Annotated in this window: 16 protein-coding genes; 6 read left to right on the top strand and 10 right to left on the bottom strand. The window is 66.9% G+C overall.

Annotation, left to right across the window (positions count from 1 at the left end):
• Window positions 1-4 precede the first annotated feature (4 nt).
• From HGK34_RS11510 to HGK34_RS11485, 6 genes are all read right to left on the bottom strand, one after another.
• A complete protein-coding gene (locus HGK34_RS11510; protein WP_201847333.1) occupies window positions 5-163 on the bottom strand; it encodes an FxLD family lanthipeptide in 159 nt (52 codons plus the stop codon).
• 51 nt (window positions 164-214) lie between these two features.
• Window positions 215-1,444 carry a methyltransferase, FxLD system gene (gene fxlM, locus HGK34_RS11505; protein WP_201847331.1) on the bottom strand — a complete coding sequence of 410 codons (1,230 nt, stop codon included), beginning with the start codon at window positions 1,442-1,444 and terminating at the stop codon, window positions 215-217.
• Between the two features lie 268 nt (window positions 1,445-1,712).
• Entirely contained in the window at window positions 1,713-2,396 is a 684-nt protein-coding gene (locus HGK34_RS11500) for a hypothetical protein (RefSeq protein WP_201847329.1), read from the bottom strand.
• Window positions 2,393-3,244, bottom strand: a complete 852-nt coding sequence (locus HGK34_RS11495; protein WP_201847328.1) for an HAD family hydrolase — start codon at window positions 3,242-3,244, stop codon at window positions 2,393-2,395. The genes HGK34_RS11500 and HGK34_RS11495 overlap by 4 nt, the downstream gene beginning before the upstream one ends.
• A 221-nt stretch (window positions 3,245-3,465) precedes the next feature.
• Window positions 3,466-4,533 carry an HAD hydrolase family protein gene (locus HGK34_RS11490; RefSeq protein WP_201847326.1) on the bottom strand — a complete coding sequence of 356 codons (1,068 nt, stop codon included), beginning with the start codon at window positions 4,531-4,533 and terminating at the stop codon, window positions 3,466-3,468.
• Window positions 4,530-4,799: a hypothetical protein gene (locus HGK34_RS11485; RefSeq protein WP_201847324.1), complete on the bottom strand. Its 270-nt coding sequence runs from the start codon at window positions 4,797-4,799 to the stop codon at window positions 4,530-4,532. Before HGK34_RS11485 ends, HGK34_RS11490 begins: the two co-directional genes overlap by 4 nt.
• A gap of 475 nt (window positions 4,800-5,274) precedes the next feature.
• Here HGK34_RS11485 and HGK34_RS11480 point away from each other — a divergent pair, with 475 nt between their 5' ends.
• Both HGK34_RS11480 and HGK34_RS11475 read left to right on the top strand, forming a co-directional pair.
• Entirely contained in the window at window positions 5,275-6,003 is a 729-nt protein-coding gene (locus HGK34_RS11480) for a GntR family transcriptional regulator (RefSeq protein ID WP_201847322.1), read from the top strand.
• A 34-nt stretch (window positions 6,004-6,037) separates the two neighbouring features.
• Window positions 6,038-7,030: a helix-turn-helix domain-containing protein gene (locus HGK34_RS11475; protein WP_201847320.1), complete on the top strand. Its 993-nt coding sequence runs from the start codon at window positions 6,038-6,040 to the stop codon at window positions 7,028-7,030.
• Window positions 7,031-7,207: 177 nt separating this feature from the next.
• On the opposite strand, the gene HGK34_RS11470 is transcribed toward HGK34_RS11475, so the two are convergent.
• Window positions 7,208-8,236 carry a hypothetical protein gene (locus HGK34_RS11470; protein ID WP_201847318.1) on the bottom strand — a complete coding sequence of 343 codons (1,029 nt, stop codon included), beginning with the start codon at window positions 8,234-8,236 and terminating at the stop codon, window positions 7,208-7,210.
• A 248-nt stretch (window positions 8,237-8,484) separates the two neighbouring features.
• Here HGK34_RS11470 and HGK34_RS11465 point away from each other — a divergent pair, with 248 nt between their 5' ends.
• From HGK34_RS11465 to HGK34_RS11450, 4 genes are all read left to right on the top strand, one after another.
• Window positions 8,485-8,727, top strand: a complete 243-nt coding sequence (locus HGK34_RS11465; protein WP_201847316.1) for a hypothetical protein — start codon at window positions 8,485-8,487, stop codon at window positions 8,725-8,727.
• A gap of 184 nt (window positions 8,728-8,911) precedes the next feature.
• Window positions 8,912-10,021, top strand: coding sequence for a DUF4062 domain-containing protein (locus HGK34_RS11460; RefSeq protein ID WP_201847314.1), 1,110 nt, complete (start codon window positions 8,912-8,914; stop codon window positions 10,019-10,021).
• Window positions 10,022-10,072: 51 nt separating this feature from the next.
• Window positions 10,073-11,317, top strand: coding sequence for an AlbA family DNA-binding domain-containing protein (locus HGK34_RS11455; RefSeq protein ID WP_201847312.1), 1,245 nt, complete (start codon window positions 10,073-10,075; stop codon window positions 11,315-11,317).
• A gap of 231 nt (window positions 11,318-11,548) precedes the next feature.
• Window positions 11,549-12,121, top strand: a complete 573-nt coding sequence (locus HGK34_RS11450) for a hypothetical protein (RefSeq protein ID WP_201847311.1) — start codon at window positions 11,549-11,551, stop codon at window positions 12,119-12,121.
• A gap of 139 nt (window positions 12,122-12,260) precedes the next feature.
• Here HGK34_RS11450 and HGK34_RS11445 read toward each other — a convergent pair whose 3' ends face one another.
• From HGK34_RS11445 to HGK34_RS11435, 3 genes are all read right to left on the bottom strand, one after another.
• Window positions 12,261-13,175, bottom strand: coding sequence for a hypothetical protein (locus HGK34_RS11445; protein WP_201847309.1), 915 nt, complete (start codon window positions 13,173-13,175; stop codon window positions 12,261-12,263).
• Window positions 13,176-13,370: 195 nt separating this feature from the next.
• Window positions 13,371-13,910, bottom strand: coding sequence for an NPCBM/NEW2 domain-containing protein (locus tag HGK34_RS11440; RefSeq protein WP_201847307.1), 540 nt, complete (start codon window positions 13,908-13,910; stop codon window positions 13,371-13,373).
• 277 nt (window positions 13,911-14,187) lie between these two features.
• On the bottom strand, window positions 14,188-15,969 hold the full coding sequence (locus HGK34_RS11435; RefSeq protein ID WP_201847305.1) for an SIR2 family protein: 1,782 nt from the start codon (window positions 15,967-15,969) through the stop codon (window positions 14,188-14,190).
• Window positions 15,970-16,236 lie beyond the last annotated feature (267 nt).

Below are 16,236 nucleotides of genomic sequence, written 5' to 3'. Positions count from 1 at the left end.
GGCGTCAGTCGCAGGTGGAGTTCGCGCAGGCGGACTCGCACGTGGACGTGCACCCGTCGGTCGTCCCGCGGAGCAGGCTGCCGACCACGGGAGCCGACTTCACGGTGGTCACGTCGAGGTCGAACTCGCCGAAGTCGGCCCGGGTCTTGGTGGACGTGGGCATGGGTGTACCTCCTGGTTGGTGATTCCGGTGGGTTTCCTGCTGCCTGGCCGCTCAGGGCCAGGTGATCGTGAAGCGGCTGTGGCGCCGCTCGACGGTCCGCGACGGGCCGGTACCGGCCGGTGATGCGTCGCCTGTCGGGTGGACGGTGAGGCGGGGCCGGTCACCGCGATGCTCGGCGTCCCACGCCGTGATCTGCTCGGCGTACCGGGCGGCGACCTGGTCGGCGTGCGGCCCGTGCGCGATCACGCCGAGCTCGTACCGGTCCGGGACTTCGGTAGGCCGCGCCTTGCGGTATCCGAACGAGTCGTCCTCCACCAGCGCTGGGATGCCCAGCGGAGACGCCGCGGCGACCAGGCCGGCGGCGCGAGCCCCAGGCTCGGCTGCCAGCAGCGGCAGCGGGTCGAGCACCGTGGTCAGCCACATGTCGAGGTACTCCATCGACTCCGTACCCCCGATGGTCACGCCCGTCCATCGTTCGGCCCGCCCGCCGTGCAGCGCCGCCTTCAGCCCTTCCGTGTCCAGTTCCTCGGGCCCGTCCACACGCAGCCCGACGGCCGCACCCGGTTCGTCGTTCAGGACGACCAGCCGGATCGCGTTCTCCCCCTCGCCCCGCATCGGAACGAACCCGCACACGTCCATCGACCGGCTGACCAGCGCGTCACCGTCACGGACCAGTGCCACGGAACGAGTCAGGCCCCGCACCCGCACCGGGGCCACGATCACACCGTCCGGCACGAGCTGCGTCACCCACGCCGGCGGGATGTCGGCCGTCTCCACCGTCACCACGATTCGGTCGTACGCCGCATGGTCAGGCACGCCATGCTCGGCGTCGCCCGTGACCACGGTGACGCCCTTGTAACTGGCCGCGTCCAGGAACTGACGAGCCCGGTCGGTGACCTCCGGGTCGATGTCGACCGTGACGACCTCCCCCGACGGCCCGACCAGCTCCGCGAGGTAAGCGGCGTTCACTCCGCCGGAACCGATCTCCAGTACCCGCATCCCCGGCCGGACGTCGGCTTCCTCGAGCTGCATCGCCTGAATGCGCGCGGCAGAGACCGAGCTGAGCCCGACGCCGTCGTCGGACCGCTTCGTCACCAGAGCCTTCTCCGGAGCGTAGGCCCGCTCCGGATCGGCTCCCGGGATCAGATGACGCGGCACGGCGCGCAGCGCGGCGATGACCGACGGCGTGCGGGCGTCGCCGTGCTCCACGAGGTACTGGACCATCTGCTCCCGCAGGCTGGCGGCGCGCTCGTCGATGCTCGTGGTGGGGTGCTCGGTCACGTCAGCGGCTCCTTCGGTCGGTGTGATTGCCTCGTTCTCGATCCTGCCCGGACCGGGCTCATCAGGGGAGATGAGAGCGCCCAAGCGGTGCCCAAGTCCTGCGAACCTCGACGCGGGCCGACGGCGGCACAACCACGACCACCTCGGCTGCCAGTCCGCCGGAACGCCGGTCCGCCAGACCATCGGGCACCAGTCCGCCGGACCGTCGCGGAGGACGTCGCGCCGATCTGGCGGATCTCGCCGGTCAGCACGCCGCCTGTCCGAACGCTCATCGCTCGGTCTCCGTCCTGGGCAGGACGAGGCGCACCCGCCAGCCGTGGCCCTGCCGGAACAGCGCAGCGGGAAGTTGTTCGGTGTAAGGAGTTCCGGCTCGGCGCCAGCGGGCGATCAGGCCGTGCAGCCGGGTCACCGACGTCGAGCAGCGCGGGGATGCGATCAGATCGTTGCCGGTGAGCATCGCCGCCTCTGCGCCGCCACCGCCGGCAGCGTGACCACCGAGACCGATCGCGACGCCGCGCCTGGTGACCGAGGTGAACAGCCCGTCGGGCGCGTGAGCCAGGATCCAGTTCTTCACGTGGTCGAAGTCGTCGGCGTCGTGCGTCCACGGTGTCGTCTCGCCGGTGCGCACAGCGGTCAGCCACTGCTCGGCAGTCGCCGGATCGGTGCCGCGGTCGGTGGCCAGGACGTGCTGCGGGGCGTGCTGCACGATCGTGTACGACGGCGGTGTGTCCGGCATCGCGATCGGGCTCGCCTCGGTGGCGTAGACCACGGTCTCGAACCGGCCCGACGTTCGAGTGATGGCGACGTTCGCGTCGGTGCCGGGCAGGTCGGCGATCTGGCAGCGGATCACGACTCGCCCTTCCTCGGACAGGTGCGACAGGATCCTGGACGGGATGACCTTGACCGGCGAACTTCCGACACCCGCGAGATGCCTGGCCGGGGCCGCGCTCATCGTGTCACCGCCAGCGCTCGGAGCACGGGCACGAGGCCGTGCTGGTCGATCGGGCCGGTCACGTGGTCGGCGGCGGCCTTGACCTCGTCTGCCGCTTGCCCCATAGCCACGGCGGTGGCGGCCCACTCGAAGACGGGGATGTCGTTCGCTGCGTCGCCGACGGCGATCGTCGCGTTCCTCTCGATACGCGCGGCGAGGCGGACACGTTCGAGCCCGACAGCCTTGGACAGGTACTTCGCGTTCAGGTCGAGCCAGTCCGGCCCGGCCGGGGTCGCGGTGACTCCGCACCAGGCCAGTTCGCCGGCCAGCGCGGCAGCGTCGTCGGCGTGGACGACGGCGCGGGTGGTGGGCCGGTCCCACAGCTCGTGCTCGAATCGCACGCGGTGCTGAGGTCCGTTCAGGCGTCCGCGGGGGAACTTCTGGTTCACGCGCCAGCCGCCTCGCTCGATGTCCTCGACGGCCAGGAGCGCGTCGGGCGCTGCGCCGCACACGCGCAGCAGAGCGGTTTTCGGATCGAAGGTCGCCTGGTCCTGCACGATCAGGCGACGCGCTGAGATGCGGGCTACGACCGCTCCGTTCGAGCACACGACCGAGCCGGACCGGAGTCCGAGCTGCCGAATCACCTGTCGAGCCCCGGCCAGCGACCGGCCCGTGGCCAGCACAACGCAGTGCCCGGCAGCGACCACGGCGCGCATCGCGCGGACCGTCACGTCCGGGACCTTCTGGCCGGTCTCCAGGAGCGTCCCGTCGATATCCAGCGCGACGAGCGCTGGAGCCGCCGTGGGAAGCCTCAAGGTCGTGGCGAGCTTCAGGGTCGTGGCGGGTTTCGGGGTCTCGAGGTGGGACATGACCTGCTCCCTTGCGTGGATTCGGTCCTGCGTGCTGTCGGGGTCGGCCTCGGTATCGAGGCCGGTGGGGAGAGCGGAGCCAGATCGCTGACCCCGCTCCGATGCGGTGCTTCGAACTTCGACGTTCTGGTCGTGGCCGCAGCGTCGATGGTGAGGCGGTGGGGATCTACAGCCGGGCCCAGGGGGCATCTGGGATGGGCCCGGCCGCAAGAGGAGGGGTTCTACGTGCCGTCGAGGGGAAGTTCGAATCCGGCTGGAGGGCCGTCGTTGGCGGTGCTGCGCCACCAGGGGCGGCGCCGCCCCTCGCTCCCGCGCGGGAAGGTGAGTCCCGCGTCCAGGGCCGCGTGTTCGATGTCGCGCATCGTGGTCCCGCGTCCAGCAGGGATCGGTGCATGACGCACCCAGCCGTGCTTGCGGCGGGTCCAGACCTCGGCCCCGGCCAGGCGGACGTCGTCACCGTGCCACACGCGGACCACCATCTCCGGCACCGGACCGGCCGTAGCAGGTGTCACGGTGGTGACGGCGGCGGTCAACTGCGCGGCAAGCGGCGAGAGCCCGGGCCGCAGCGCATCGGGAGGGATCAGCGAGCGGACGCTGTCGTTGAGGCTGTCGCGGACCGCGGTTGTGGTGTGGGCCGGGAGGTCAAGGCGGTCGCGCACGGCGTCACCCGCCGCCGTCGACGACACGTCCGGAGCGTGCACGTCGCAAGAATCCGGTCCGGTCGGAGTGACGGTCAGGCCTGTGCCCGCGGCCAGGACCGCCGCGTACTCGCTGATCCCCGCCGTGTGCAGCCTGGCCAAGGTGGTCGGCCCACCACGCAGTCGCGTGAGCGGGACCTGCTCCTGAGGGCCGTGCAGCCCGCTCTCGAACCGGCGGTTGACCCGCCAGCCCCGTCCGACGTCCTCAGCCGCGATCGAGACCTCGGAGAGTAGTTGCAGGTCCTCCAACTGCAGGATCAATGCCGCGAGGTCGAACGTGACCGCGCGGACCGCCTCGTACCCCGAAGGCATTCCCGGGTCGAGGCGCACGGTCAACGCCCCGTGGGAGCAGATCGCGTAGCCCTCACGAACGCCGAACCGCGCGGCCAGCCGCAGCAACCCGAGCAGCGACCGGTCGGTCGAGAGCAGCACGGTGTGTCCGGCAGCGCGTACCAACTCCAACGTCCCGACCGTGTCGGCCGAGATCCGCTGATCCGTGGCCGCCAGATGAGCATCGATGTCCAGCATCACCAGCCGCGCGATGCTCCACGTGACCCCGTCGATGGCAGCGGTCCCTCCGGCGGGGCTCACCAGTGTGCTCCTGCCCCGTGTGTCGCCACCGGATCGCGCAGCGCCGACCGGACCTGGACCTCCAGGCCCCCGCGGTGCCCTGTCCACATCGTGTACTCGGGAATCGTGAGCCGGTGGTCCAGCGGAGCATTGCAGGCAAGCTCGTTCGCGATCTGCTCGCCGTCGGACAACTCGCGCGGCTGCAGGCACACACGGTTCCTGGTGACGGTCACGACCTCGAGCCGTTCACCGCCGACCTTCGCGACCATCGCAATCGCTGTGCCCAACACAAGCTCCAGAGCACCCTCATCGGCGCGCTGATCGTGACGCGGCGTTCTCATGCCTGCTCCCCTCCGCCGGCCCGCGACCACCCGGTCGAGGACGTTCGTGGTGCTGTGCCTTCTGCGGCTCGTACCCGTTCCGGCTGTCTCCGGACGTGGCCTGACGGACAGGCATCCGACCGCAGTCTTCGAACCGGCACGTAGTACAAGATCCGATTCAAGGTGACCATGTACTACGAGAGCCCGGGAGGGGTTCGCTGTCCGGCGTCGCGGACTCACCAAGACCGCGATGCGATTGCGCCCCGAGTTACCGCTGGCAAATCGCGCTTGAGAGCGCCGCAGCCGTCCACCACCTCCTTGCACCGGACCGGTATGCTTGGTGTGATGTCCTGGTGTGGTCTACGGGTCAAGGGCAGTGCAAGATGTAGAGCACGACGTCGACCAGGTAGAGCAACCGACGACGAGACGAGGGGAAGGCGGCATGACGAAAGCTGCCGGATACGCCGCAATCGCCGAGCATTTCCGCAACCTGATCCGTGAAGGCTCCCTGGCCCCGGGCGACCGGATGCCGACCATCCGAGACGTCATGGCCGACTGGGAGGTGTCCAACGCGACCGCGCTCAGGGCGTACAAGACGCTCCGACAGGAGGGCTTGACCAGCGCCAACACGGGCGCCGGGACCATCGTCGCCAGCTACGGCAGTGACAACATCGCCTCGCGGGTGCGCACGCATGCGGCCACCAGCAGGGCTCTGGCCGCTGGGGAGACCTCGCAGATCACGGAGGTTGCCACGGTCGGTGCCGAGGAGGCCATCGCAGCGCGGCTCGACGTCGAGCCCGGGTCTCCCGTACATGTCCGACGACGGATCGTCAGCCGCGGCGGTTCGCCGGTCCACCTCTCTTCCTCCTACTACGCCCCGTTCGTCGTCGAGGCGACGCCGGAGCTGGCCGAACCGGTCTCCACCGGCGCTTCGCGAGAGCTGGCCGCCGAACGGCTAGGCGTGCCCCAGGGCCACGTTCTCGAGGAAGTGACCTCCAGGATCGCCACGGAAGACGAGCGCGCAGCCCTCGGCCTCAGCGGCCAGGTGGTCGTGACCCAGGTCCTCAGGACGGTGTCCCTCACCGACGGTCGGGTCCTGGAGGTAGCCGTCAAGGTCAGCCACGGGTCGACCGTTCTCAAGTGGTCGACGCCGCTGACGGACGGCCGCTAGGAATCTCACCGAGACGCACGACGGAGGCGCGCGCATGGGACAAGTCGATCCGTTGTTCGGGCGGCGCCTGCGCGAGTTGCGTGAGGCCGCCGGCCTCTCGCTGCGGGACATGTACCGCTTGTCTCGCGTCTCGAAGTCCCTGCTGAGTGAGTATGAGAACGGGCGACGACGCCCGAGCGCTGAGCGAGTCGAGTTGCTCGACGAGTGCCTCGACGCGGGCGGAGCCTTGGCCGGCATGGTGCCCGAACCGGCCCCGAGTGCGGCCGACGCCGACAGGATCGAACGTGCCGCGGCTTCGCCTCGGCTGGTCGACCGGCAGACCGTCGAGGCGCTGGCCGGGGTGCTGGCATCCCACCGACGCCTGGACGACACGATGACAGCGGGCGAGCTGTGGCCCATCGCCGCACCGTCGCACGACCTCGTCGTCGGCCTCGCGCACGACGTCCGCGGCCGCCACGCCGACGCCCTACGGACCGTTGCCGCCGAGTCCCTGCAGTTCCTCGGCTGGCTGCACTCCCAACTCGGCCACTACGCGCGCGCCGACCGCCTCTGGTCGGAGTCAGCCACCCGCGCGGAGAGTGTCGACGCCGCCAGCCTGGCCTCCCAGTCACGCCGCTTCCGCGGCTCCCTGGCCTGGGAACGCAAACGACCCGCGACGATGGTCCAGCACTACCAGCACGCAGCCGCCACCCCGGGCGCCGGCCGGCTACACCAGATCGACGCCACCATCCGCACCGCCCACGGCCTCGCCCTGATGGGCGAGCACCGCGACGCGGTCGCCGTACTCCACCAGGCCCAGGACACCATCACCGCGGCCGACGACACCAGCCCCGACGAGTTCGCCTACTGGCTCACCCCGACCTGGCTCCGATTCCCCCTCGGGCTCGCGCTCCTCGAACTCGGCCAACCCGCCGAGGCAGCACAAAACCTCAGCGCCGGCCTCGCCGGCCTGCCCGACGACCAGCGCGAGACCAACTGGACGACGCAGTACAAGCGGGCGCTCGCAGATGCGCAAGGCGCGACGTAACAGGTCAGGACTCGGCATGAAGTTTCGTAGCCTCGTCACTACAACGCCGCGGTGAGCATCTCGGCGGATTTCGCGAGGTCGACCGCTACCGCCCGGGAACGGAGTACTCGTTCACCGGGGTCGCTGGGTGCCTGTCCCGGGGCCTCGGCTGTCGAACGGTCAGAGCCTGGGCGACTCTCAGCTGCGGTCGAGTGCGTCCTTGATCGCGTTCGTGACGGTCTCGAGTGCCGGCCCCTCGAAGGCGTCGTTCATCAGTTGAAGGCGGTGCACGTGTGCTTCTCCGTCGTCGCCACCGTATTGGAGGACGCGTCCGTCGTCTCGCCGTCCGATCTCTTCCACTTCGAGGAGCCCGAACCGCGCGAGCATGGGGTGGGCTGTGGAGTAGGAGTCTCGGCCGATCCCGTATTTAAGCAGGCGAACCCTGCTGGGAATCGCGACCTGTGGCCCTGGTTCCAGGTTCCCGATGCCGCAGGCGACCATCAGGAGCAGGGCGATCTCACTGTCCTCCAGAACGTGGATCCAGCCCTCGTTGATGAACGCCGCGGGCAACGCCAGGCACGAATCTTCACGGTCTGGGGTGGTGTACGGCAGCAGCGTGCTGCCGGGCCGGTTGAGTCCTGCGCACTCGTCGAGGAGACGGAAGCCGTTGTACGTGGGTCGCTTGCCTCCGGGTTCGAGCTCGACGAGATGTGCGCCGGATAGCGCGTTCAGCGCCGATTGGACGTGTCGGACCTTCTTGTCGAGCGGCGTGTGGTACATCAAGCCGTCGGCGTGGGGTGTCGCCGAGGCGATCAGGTCAGCCCACCCGTGATCCCGACCACTGGTCGGTCGGATCGGGACATCGTTGGTCGCTCGCGACCCGGCTTTCGAGTGCCGTGCCTGCTGCAGAGCGATCATCGTCAGCACGAAGCGCAGCGCGACTCCCCGAGGGGACACGATCCGCGTCGCCGGCGGACGATCCTTCTTCGGGGGCGCCGACCGGTCCGAGACCGTACGAGACTCCGGGGCATCAGCCCAGTAGGCGAACCCACTGCGCACCCGAAGCGGGCGACGAAGCTCCCTCCCCGCCATCAACTTGAACGCATTGCGCGCCCCCTCCACCGACTCAGACATCACCTCTGACTCCAGCCTCGCCAGCCGCTTGCTCAGCGCCTGGCGCTGCTTGCCGGTCAGCGGCCGGCTGAAGTCCACCTCGATCTCGGTCATACCCACGAGCACCCAATCTTGGATCTTGACCTGTACGCCTTGACCCGCCAGATACGAGTTCCAACATGTTGATATGCGAGTAACTGTGACCTGGCGGGTCAAGCCTACATGCATCCTGTCTCGACGACCAGGTCCCGAACGAGGAAGCTTGTGCGTGCGGGTGCTTCGGCACCGTGAGTTAGGGCGGCTCGCACCGGCCAGGGTGCGAGCCGCCAGCAAGTTCCGCCCGAGATCTAGGAGAAACCAGCTTGAAGAACACTGTACGACGACGGCGCGGCTCAGGAGCGCGCGAACCTGACGCGCTCGTGAGCGTGAGGTCCGCGGTGATCGGGTCCATCGCCCTGCTGCTGGCGGCCTGCGCAGGTCTGGCAGCAGCCGCTGTGGCTGTGGACGCGGGAACCGCGGCCAGGATCCTGGTCGGCATGGCCTGCGCGGGAACCACCGCACTGGCCACCGTGGAGTCGCTCAATCGCCTGATCGGCAAGGAGTAGCACCCGACCTCGACGAGCGAGGCCCCGAACCAGCAGGACGGTTACCTCCGGCCGGTGACTGGCAGCACCCGCAGTCACCGGCCGGGGACCCCGCACTGAGCGTCCCACGCGCCGCGGACAGGACACGCCTTCCGCTCAGGCCACTTCAGCCGTGGATGTCAGTGTCCCCGGGCATGATGGCGGGATGCGAGTATTCATCAGCAGCGTCCGGCATGGCCTGGAGGCCGAACGGGACGCCCTGCCCGGGCTGATCAGTGCGCTCGGCCACGTTCCGGTGAGGTTCGAAGACTTCACCGCCCAGCCGACACCTTCCCGTGAGGCATGCCTGGCAGGCGTTGCTTCGTCCGACGTGTACGTCCTGCTCCTTGGACCGAACTACGGCCACCGCTTCGCCGACACGAATCAGTCCCCCACCCACGACGAGTGGATGGCTGCCCGGGCGGCCGGCAAGCCGACCTATGTCTTCCGCAAGGACGGCGTGGCGATGGAGCCGGACCAGGAGGCGTTCACCAACGAGGTCGGCAACTACGGGACCGGTGTCTTCTACGGGCGGTTCACCGACGCCACCGACCTGCAGGCCAAGGTCGTTAAGGCCCTGCGAGCCCATGCCGCCGCCCCGGCAGCGCTCGTCTTCGCTCCCCGGACCACACCGGTCTCGATCCGGTGGAAGCACGAGTGGACCAACACCAATCCTCTCCAACGTGACACCGAGGGCACGCTCGAGCTGCATGTCGTCGGGCTCGACGGCACATCGATCCCCAGCCGGATGATGCTCGACCTCCCGGACCGTCTCGCGGGGAGCCTGCGGACACTCGGAGCCGTCTCGATGACGGCCGGACTGGAACCAGGCGGCGACCGCGACAGCGCATCAGTCCAGGTGAGCGCCACCGATACGCGGTCCACCCCCTCGCCCGGCGCTCTCCTCGGGGTTCACGTCAGCACAACCGGGCAGCTGTCGGTGTGGTGGTCCCTCCCCCGGGACGGACTCGGCCACATCCTGGATGAGAACATCCTTGTCCAGAACCTCACTGACGGTCTCCGGCTTGCCGGCGGGCTCAAGATCCTGACCGGCGAGACCTATGCGATCGCGGCCGGCCTCAGCGGATCGATGCTGGTGAGCCGCGGGACCTACAGCGGCGCTGGCCGCTCGAATGCACCTGTCAAGATGAACCCTCAGCCCGTGCACATCGTGCTCGACGAGGCCGTCACATCCGCCGCATTCGACCACGGCGCGCCCGAGGTCGCCCGACCCGTCACGTCGATGCTGCTCAGTGATTTCGACAAGACATGGTGACGCCGACCCATCGTAGATGCCCCGTCGCCAACTCCGTGGAGGCAGCCCACCATGACACTTACTGCTCTGCACCGTCTCCTCGGTCGCCCGCCAGGCGACCTGAGCGAAGGACTGCTCGACGACGCTGTGGCCGCTGGCCTGGCAGAGACCGATGATCTGGACTGGAAGTCGCAGTTGCCGCCGATCCGGGAGCTGAAGCAGAGCGACTTCCCCAAGGACGTCGCGGCCATGGCCAACGCCGGAGGGGGGGTCCTGGTCTACGGGGTCGAGGAGGCGCAGAAGAAGGCAACAGGGCGGCGCGATGTAGGCAAGGTCGATGAACTCTACGAGAGGGCGCTGCGCAGTGCCGCGATCACGGCGATCAGCCCACCCGTCTTCGGCCTCGGCATCCACCGCCTCGGACAGCCGCCGAACCGCGCCCTCGTCGTGGATGTCCCCGCGACCGTGGACGGGCCTCACCTGATCTACCGCAACGACCTTTTCGGCGCCCCGATCCGCAACGATGCCGACACCGTATGGATGAAAGAACGCCAGGTCGAAGCGATGTACCGGGCACGTTTCGACGCACGCCGACACGCCACCGAGGCCCTCGACAACCTCTACGACGAGGCCGCGGCCGGCCGCGAGACGAGGGCACGGGCATGGTTGATCGCGGTCGCCCACCCGCGCATCCCCAACACCCCTGTCAGTCGCCCTTCACGCGACGACGCACGGAGAGTATTCAAGGCCGCTGAGGACTATGCGCTGTTCTACGCCGGTCGTGGCGGCATCCACCCGCTCGAGAACGTCGACCGGCTCAACCCGCGGCCGGGACTGCGACGCTGGAACGCCGTCAGCACCGTGACCAACGACGCCGATCGTTGGAAGGAAGCATGGGCGGCCGTCCACCACGACGGCTCGGTGACCCTCGCCGCCGCAATCGCAGGCCACCACCAGAACAACCAGCGCCGCTTGGGTGGCCACGTTCACTCCGTGTCCATTGAGTGCGCGGTGGCTGACTTCATGGGCATGATCCGGGCCATCCAAGAGGAGGCCGGCACCAGCGAGTACGAAGTTCGCGTCGGAATCGAATGGACCGGTGACAGCCCGCTCATCATCCACACCGTGCGCAACGACAGAATCTACGACGGCGCCTCGATACCCCTAGCACACTACACACCCGTCACCACGACGGTGCTCGCCGATGCCGAAGACCTGGATTTCTACTGGCAGGTCCACGACCTTACCGAAGACTGCATCAACCAAGGCGGCATCACCGACGTCCATCTGGTCAAACCACCCGACCGAGACGCGTAAAGTCAGAGGGCGAGCTGCGCAGAGAACGGACTCGAAATCGTGGAGGACGGGCGAGCACTGCTCCTTGTGTCGCTGACTGCTGAGTTCCCGACAACGTCCTCAAGCCCGAGGATACGGTCGAACACCTGGGACAACCTGGCACTTCTGTTCGCCGCCCGCATTGCACGATGCAGGCTCGACCACACCCGTCCGCAACTGCCGCCGCCACAGGAGGAAGAAGGATCCATGGGATTGTCCGGCGAGATCCTCCTGGCCCACTACGACCAGCCGCTGGAGACGATGCCGTTCCTGGCCGACAAGGTCGAACAGGATCCGGTCGCGTCCATCGACCCCTGCTGGGCCAACGAGCACGGATGGCAGCTCGTCGAGGTCGGGCCCGCGATCGTGGGCGAAGACCTGCTCGGCGACCTGGCCGAACTGATCCGCATCACCGGCGCGCCAGTAGCCATCGCGACCGTCAACGACAGCGACTGGACCTGGATCACCGGCCAGGCCCCGGGAAGCGAACCCTGGCACGCATCGACCCACCCGGACACGCTCATGGCACACATGAAGGATGACGACTTCCTGCGCGAACACCTCATCGGCGCGCAGGACCCCACGTCGTTCGGCACCCAGCTCAAGGCCCGGATACCGCAGACGGCCAGCGACATCCTGCACTGGTCCCAAGCCGCCGGATTAACCAGCGGACGCCAGGACACCATCGAGAAACTCCTGCGCACCAAGGCGGTCTTCGCCGAAAGCCTCTGGCACGACATCCTCGAAGAACTCGGCTTCCCCTGCACCCCTTTCACCGAGCACTGAGCGCCACTCGACCACGCGCCTGTGCGAGCACGCCGGGCGGTCGCCGCCCATGCCCGACAACAAGGATGCGGCGGCACCCCTCAGCTCGGCCCTGACGTGTAGCAGCGGTCAAGAGCATCACCCGCGCCCGCGTCCGCCGTCACCTATTCCAGTGGGAACCGAATAGCTCAATACCATAGCTAAGGTTTTCTTTCAAACTGTCCAGCACACTCCCCTTTCTGAAGTCAATAACTTCCGGATGAACCTCCGCCCAGATACACAAGAGCAAGTAGTAGGAGGAGATGAATGAAAAGTATGGATGTGTGTAGGTTCGAAGAGATGCTGCACTACTCACAAATGGCGAGAATGACTCACCGTGGAATCGGTCGTTTCGAGCGGAATATAGCAAGCCAGACATAAGCAGGCCTGCGCGGGATCGCGCATCGAGCTGAAATTTCGCGGCACCGTCAATCGTGAGCAAATCACCACGGACAGCCTTGCGCAGGAACATCGCGCCTTTGCGACGTAACCCCGGGGGGCCGGCACCATATTTTCGACTCAGTAACTCCATCAGCTGAGTGGCGGCCGGGTACTCTAGATTCTCGACTCGATTACGTGGGCGCTGGCCCCTCTCACCATCCAAGGAGTCCAAGATGAGACGCTTGAACAGATACTCACACGATTGAACCGGAAGGTTCGCGCATAGATGGTCGATTACATCGAAGCCAATACGTCCGGCCGACAACCACTTGAGCCGATCGGTGATGTTCCCGGAAACTACGCGCTTCGACGCGGATTCGAAAGCCTTCCATGCCGAGTCAAAGGCCACATCAACCCGAAACGGAAGAGCGTCAAAGGCATCCAAGAGATAGCTCACCTGGCGATGGTAGTCGACCGATTCCAGAGCATTTAATGCCACCGGAATGAAGAATGGGTTGGCCACGCGGTCGACCCGGTCGAGGAATTGCTGCTCGATCGGAAGACGTTCTCGCTCGGGGACGACACCCTCGACCGCCCAACGCCTTATCGCTGCCAGGCGTTGCTCGCGGTGAAAAGATCTTCCACTACCTGTCAATTTTCAAGCCTCAAGATCTTGTCCGTGACTACTGCAGATCGGCGAACGCTGCACGCTCTGTCATAGCAAATCCAGGAGCAGGCGCCCACGTACCGACTGTCCTTACCATCAGCGCATCCCCCGCCTGCATCGCGAGAATGTCCTTGACCTCCGTACTGACAGACATGGAAGCGTCTCCGATTCCCTGACGCGGCGCTACTTCACGAGCGCCATATCGCCGAGAACGAAAGTCTCGAAATTGGTCCCGCGCGTCATCTCAATTCGCAAACGGGTCTGGCCGGAAATCCTGACATCGACGGGCACAGCTTCCGGGTACTCGATAACCGTCGTGGGAAAGATCTGGTTTCCACTCGTGTCGTAGACCGCGAAGTTGACGATCCCGTCGATTACGTCGTCGTGCCGAGAGGAGTCCTCGAGGCCGACCGTCCCGGTCAACCTCGAGTAGCCTTCCGGCACGATGAACTCCAGAGACCCCTCACACTCACTGCAGTTATGGTACTCATACAGGAGACTGTCGAGGTACTCGACACCGTTGATGGTCGCCCTTCCCTGGCTCTCCGAGACCCTGCGCGGCTCCGTGACGATCAGACTGTCGTCGAGATCCTCCAGGTAGAGGGTGGAAGGGCTGGCGACGGACGGCGAGGGTGGAGTGGTCGCGCTGTCGGTGCTGCGCTTCGACGAGGGGGACGGATCCGGCGTGGGCGTGGGCGACCGGGTCTGCTCGTCGATCTCCAACGGTCCGCTAGTACCTGGCGCGGGACCAGTCGACGACGAGGACTGTGTGGGTGGATCGTCTGACGGGGAGTCTGGCCAAACCGCGATCGCGATCGTGACGCCGATCCCGATGATCGCGACCACGGTGGCGGGCGCCCGCCATTCATCGCGCCAACCAGCGCTTGGACCCTGCGTCATGCCTGGAATGCTAGCGTCCGCGCAACTCCAATCCGGGGCCACATGGTGAAGATCACCCATCCATGTAGCAGGCCCTACCGCCGTCGCTCTTGATCGCGTTCTACGACCAGCGCTGACGATACTCGGCGACCCCAGCACGGTACTTGGCGAGCGCCTCGTCCCACTCGGAGCTCAGAACGCGAGGCCAGGGCCCCGTAGCATCCGCGTGCTGAAGCTCTTCACGTAGTCGCGCCTCGGCCATCGGCACTTCGTCGTCAACCCATCGATCCCCGAGCATGAATTCTCCGACGTAGGGATACCGTTGCCGACTGTTCCGGTCTGCCCACTGGATGAGTCCAAGTCGGTACTCAATGTCGTCCATGACCTGCTCGATCGACGCCTCGTCGATGACCGTCCGGAGGATCGGCCGTAGGACCTTCCTCAGGTAGTGACTGCTCGCATACCTCCAGCCCTTCGTTGACTCCCCCTCATCGCGCGGCAGTCGGTTCACCATCTCGGGGTCGACCACAAAACTCGGGTGAAGGACCGCCCCGGCAGGTGCCGGCTCGCGGCTGTTGAAGGGACTACGCCAGGTCGGCTGCGTCGCGAGCCGGATCAGTAGACTCTGGTCTCCGGACGCCTGAGCCGCCGCCGCCATCGTGAAGAAGAGCAACTGCGCCGGCAGGTGCTGGAGCGCCCACATCGGTTCGTGGAAGGTGCCGCCAGGACGCTGGCGAACGTTCAGTGCGTGCTGAAGCAGACGAACCCACAGGTCCGCGTGGCTTCCATCGTCGTGGAACACGCCCACGGCAACCAGCGGCAGGAGGGGCTCGGTCGCTGCCCGGTAGGCGTCCAGGACGGACTTTGCTGTCTGGGGTTCCCCAATCTGCGGGTTGTAGGACCCCTGCTCCAGCGCGACCTGCCGGATCGGACCGAGTCGGTCCATGACGAGGTCGTGAAGGTCGATCCTCTTCACGGGGTCGGGCAGGAATCGCTTCACTCGCGCCACCGCCATGGCCGTCGTCAAGGGCGGTTCGGCAAGGCGATCCAGCGTCTCAAGGTTCGCCAGCAACCCGGCGAACAACGTGTCCGCGTCAGGCGCCTCGATCACGAAGCCGCCCCTCACAGCCAGGAGCCGCTGCGCGTTCTCACCACGACTGCTCCTGCTGTCCCAGTACATCGGGTACCTACGGCCCGGCACCTTCTCGATCTCGGCCACCAGGGCCGTGTCCCAGTCGGCCGACCATCCCGAGACCAGGAGCCCGTACTCGTCAAGGATCTGCTGCAGCAGTGCCGTCCACGCCTCGGGGTAGGACGCGAGTTCCTCATCCGTATTGAGCGAATCGGTGTCCTTGTAGTCGCCATGGAGCTTGATCACAGTCGCCGGCGCATGCGCCAGCGGCCTCATCCCCACCACTGCCGATGGTCGCGAGATCACCTGCGGCTCCACCCCTGCCGCATGAAGCGCCCGTTCCGTCAACCGGTCGAAGTTCGTCGTGACGATCACACGGACGACACCACGCTTCACCAGCTGTGCCAGCGCCTCGTGCGCCCGGCTCGGACGGATCGGCTCTACCTCTCCCTCGGCATTCTGCTCGAAGAAGCCTTCGAGTATCGCCTGCCGGGTGGCGGACGTAGGGGCGAGCTTGCGCAGCAAGGCTGAGTAGCCGAGGCGCTCATCGAATCTCGCGGTCCACCAGGCTTCTGCATCTGCCACGGCCTCAGCCTCAGCTTCGGCCCCTTCCTGAGCAGCCACGCGACGCACCAGTTCCTCGACTATCCCCCACCCCGTGGGAACGCCCGCGCCTGTCGAAACTCCCGACCCAAGGAGGGCCGCATAGACCCCAGGCTGAGCGTGCATCGCAGTCGCGAGCATCACGCTCGGAGACAAGGGAATCGCCATGGCAAGCATCGTAAGAGACAGCACCGACACGAGGGCAGTAGTCAGCCGCCGCCACGATGCACTCCGACCCCCAGCTCACCCGTATGCCGGTGCCAGATCGATCAACGCCGCCCTCCCCATGACAGCGACATGACGAGTCTCAGCCCTGATCCTTCGCGTGGTGTGTGGCCCGGCCTGAGCGGTTCGGCTGAGTTGGCCGTTGGTCTCGTTTGGGCGCGTTTCGCGTGCGCGTGTCGCTGCGTGCGCCGGTTCCGGCCGGTGGTGGTG

This window comes from Myceligenerans indicum, from assembly GCF_016742955.1.
GTDB classification, from domain to species: Bacteria; Actinomycetota; Actinomycetes; order Actinomycetales; family Cellulomonadaceae; genus Myceligenerans; species Myceligenerans indicum.
The sequence above is the reverse complement of the archived record's forward strand: the minus strand, read 5'-3'. Positions and strand labels throughout refer to the sequence as shown.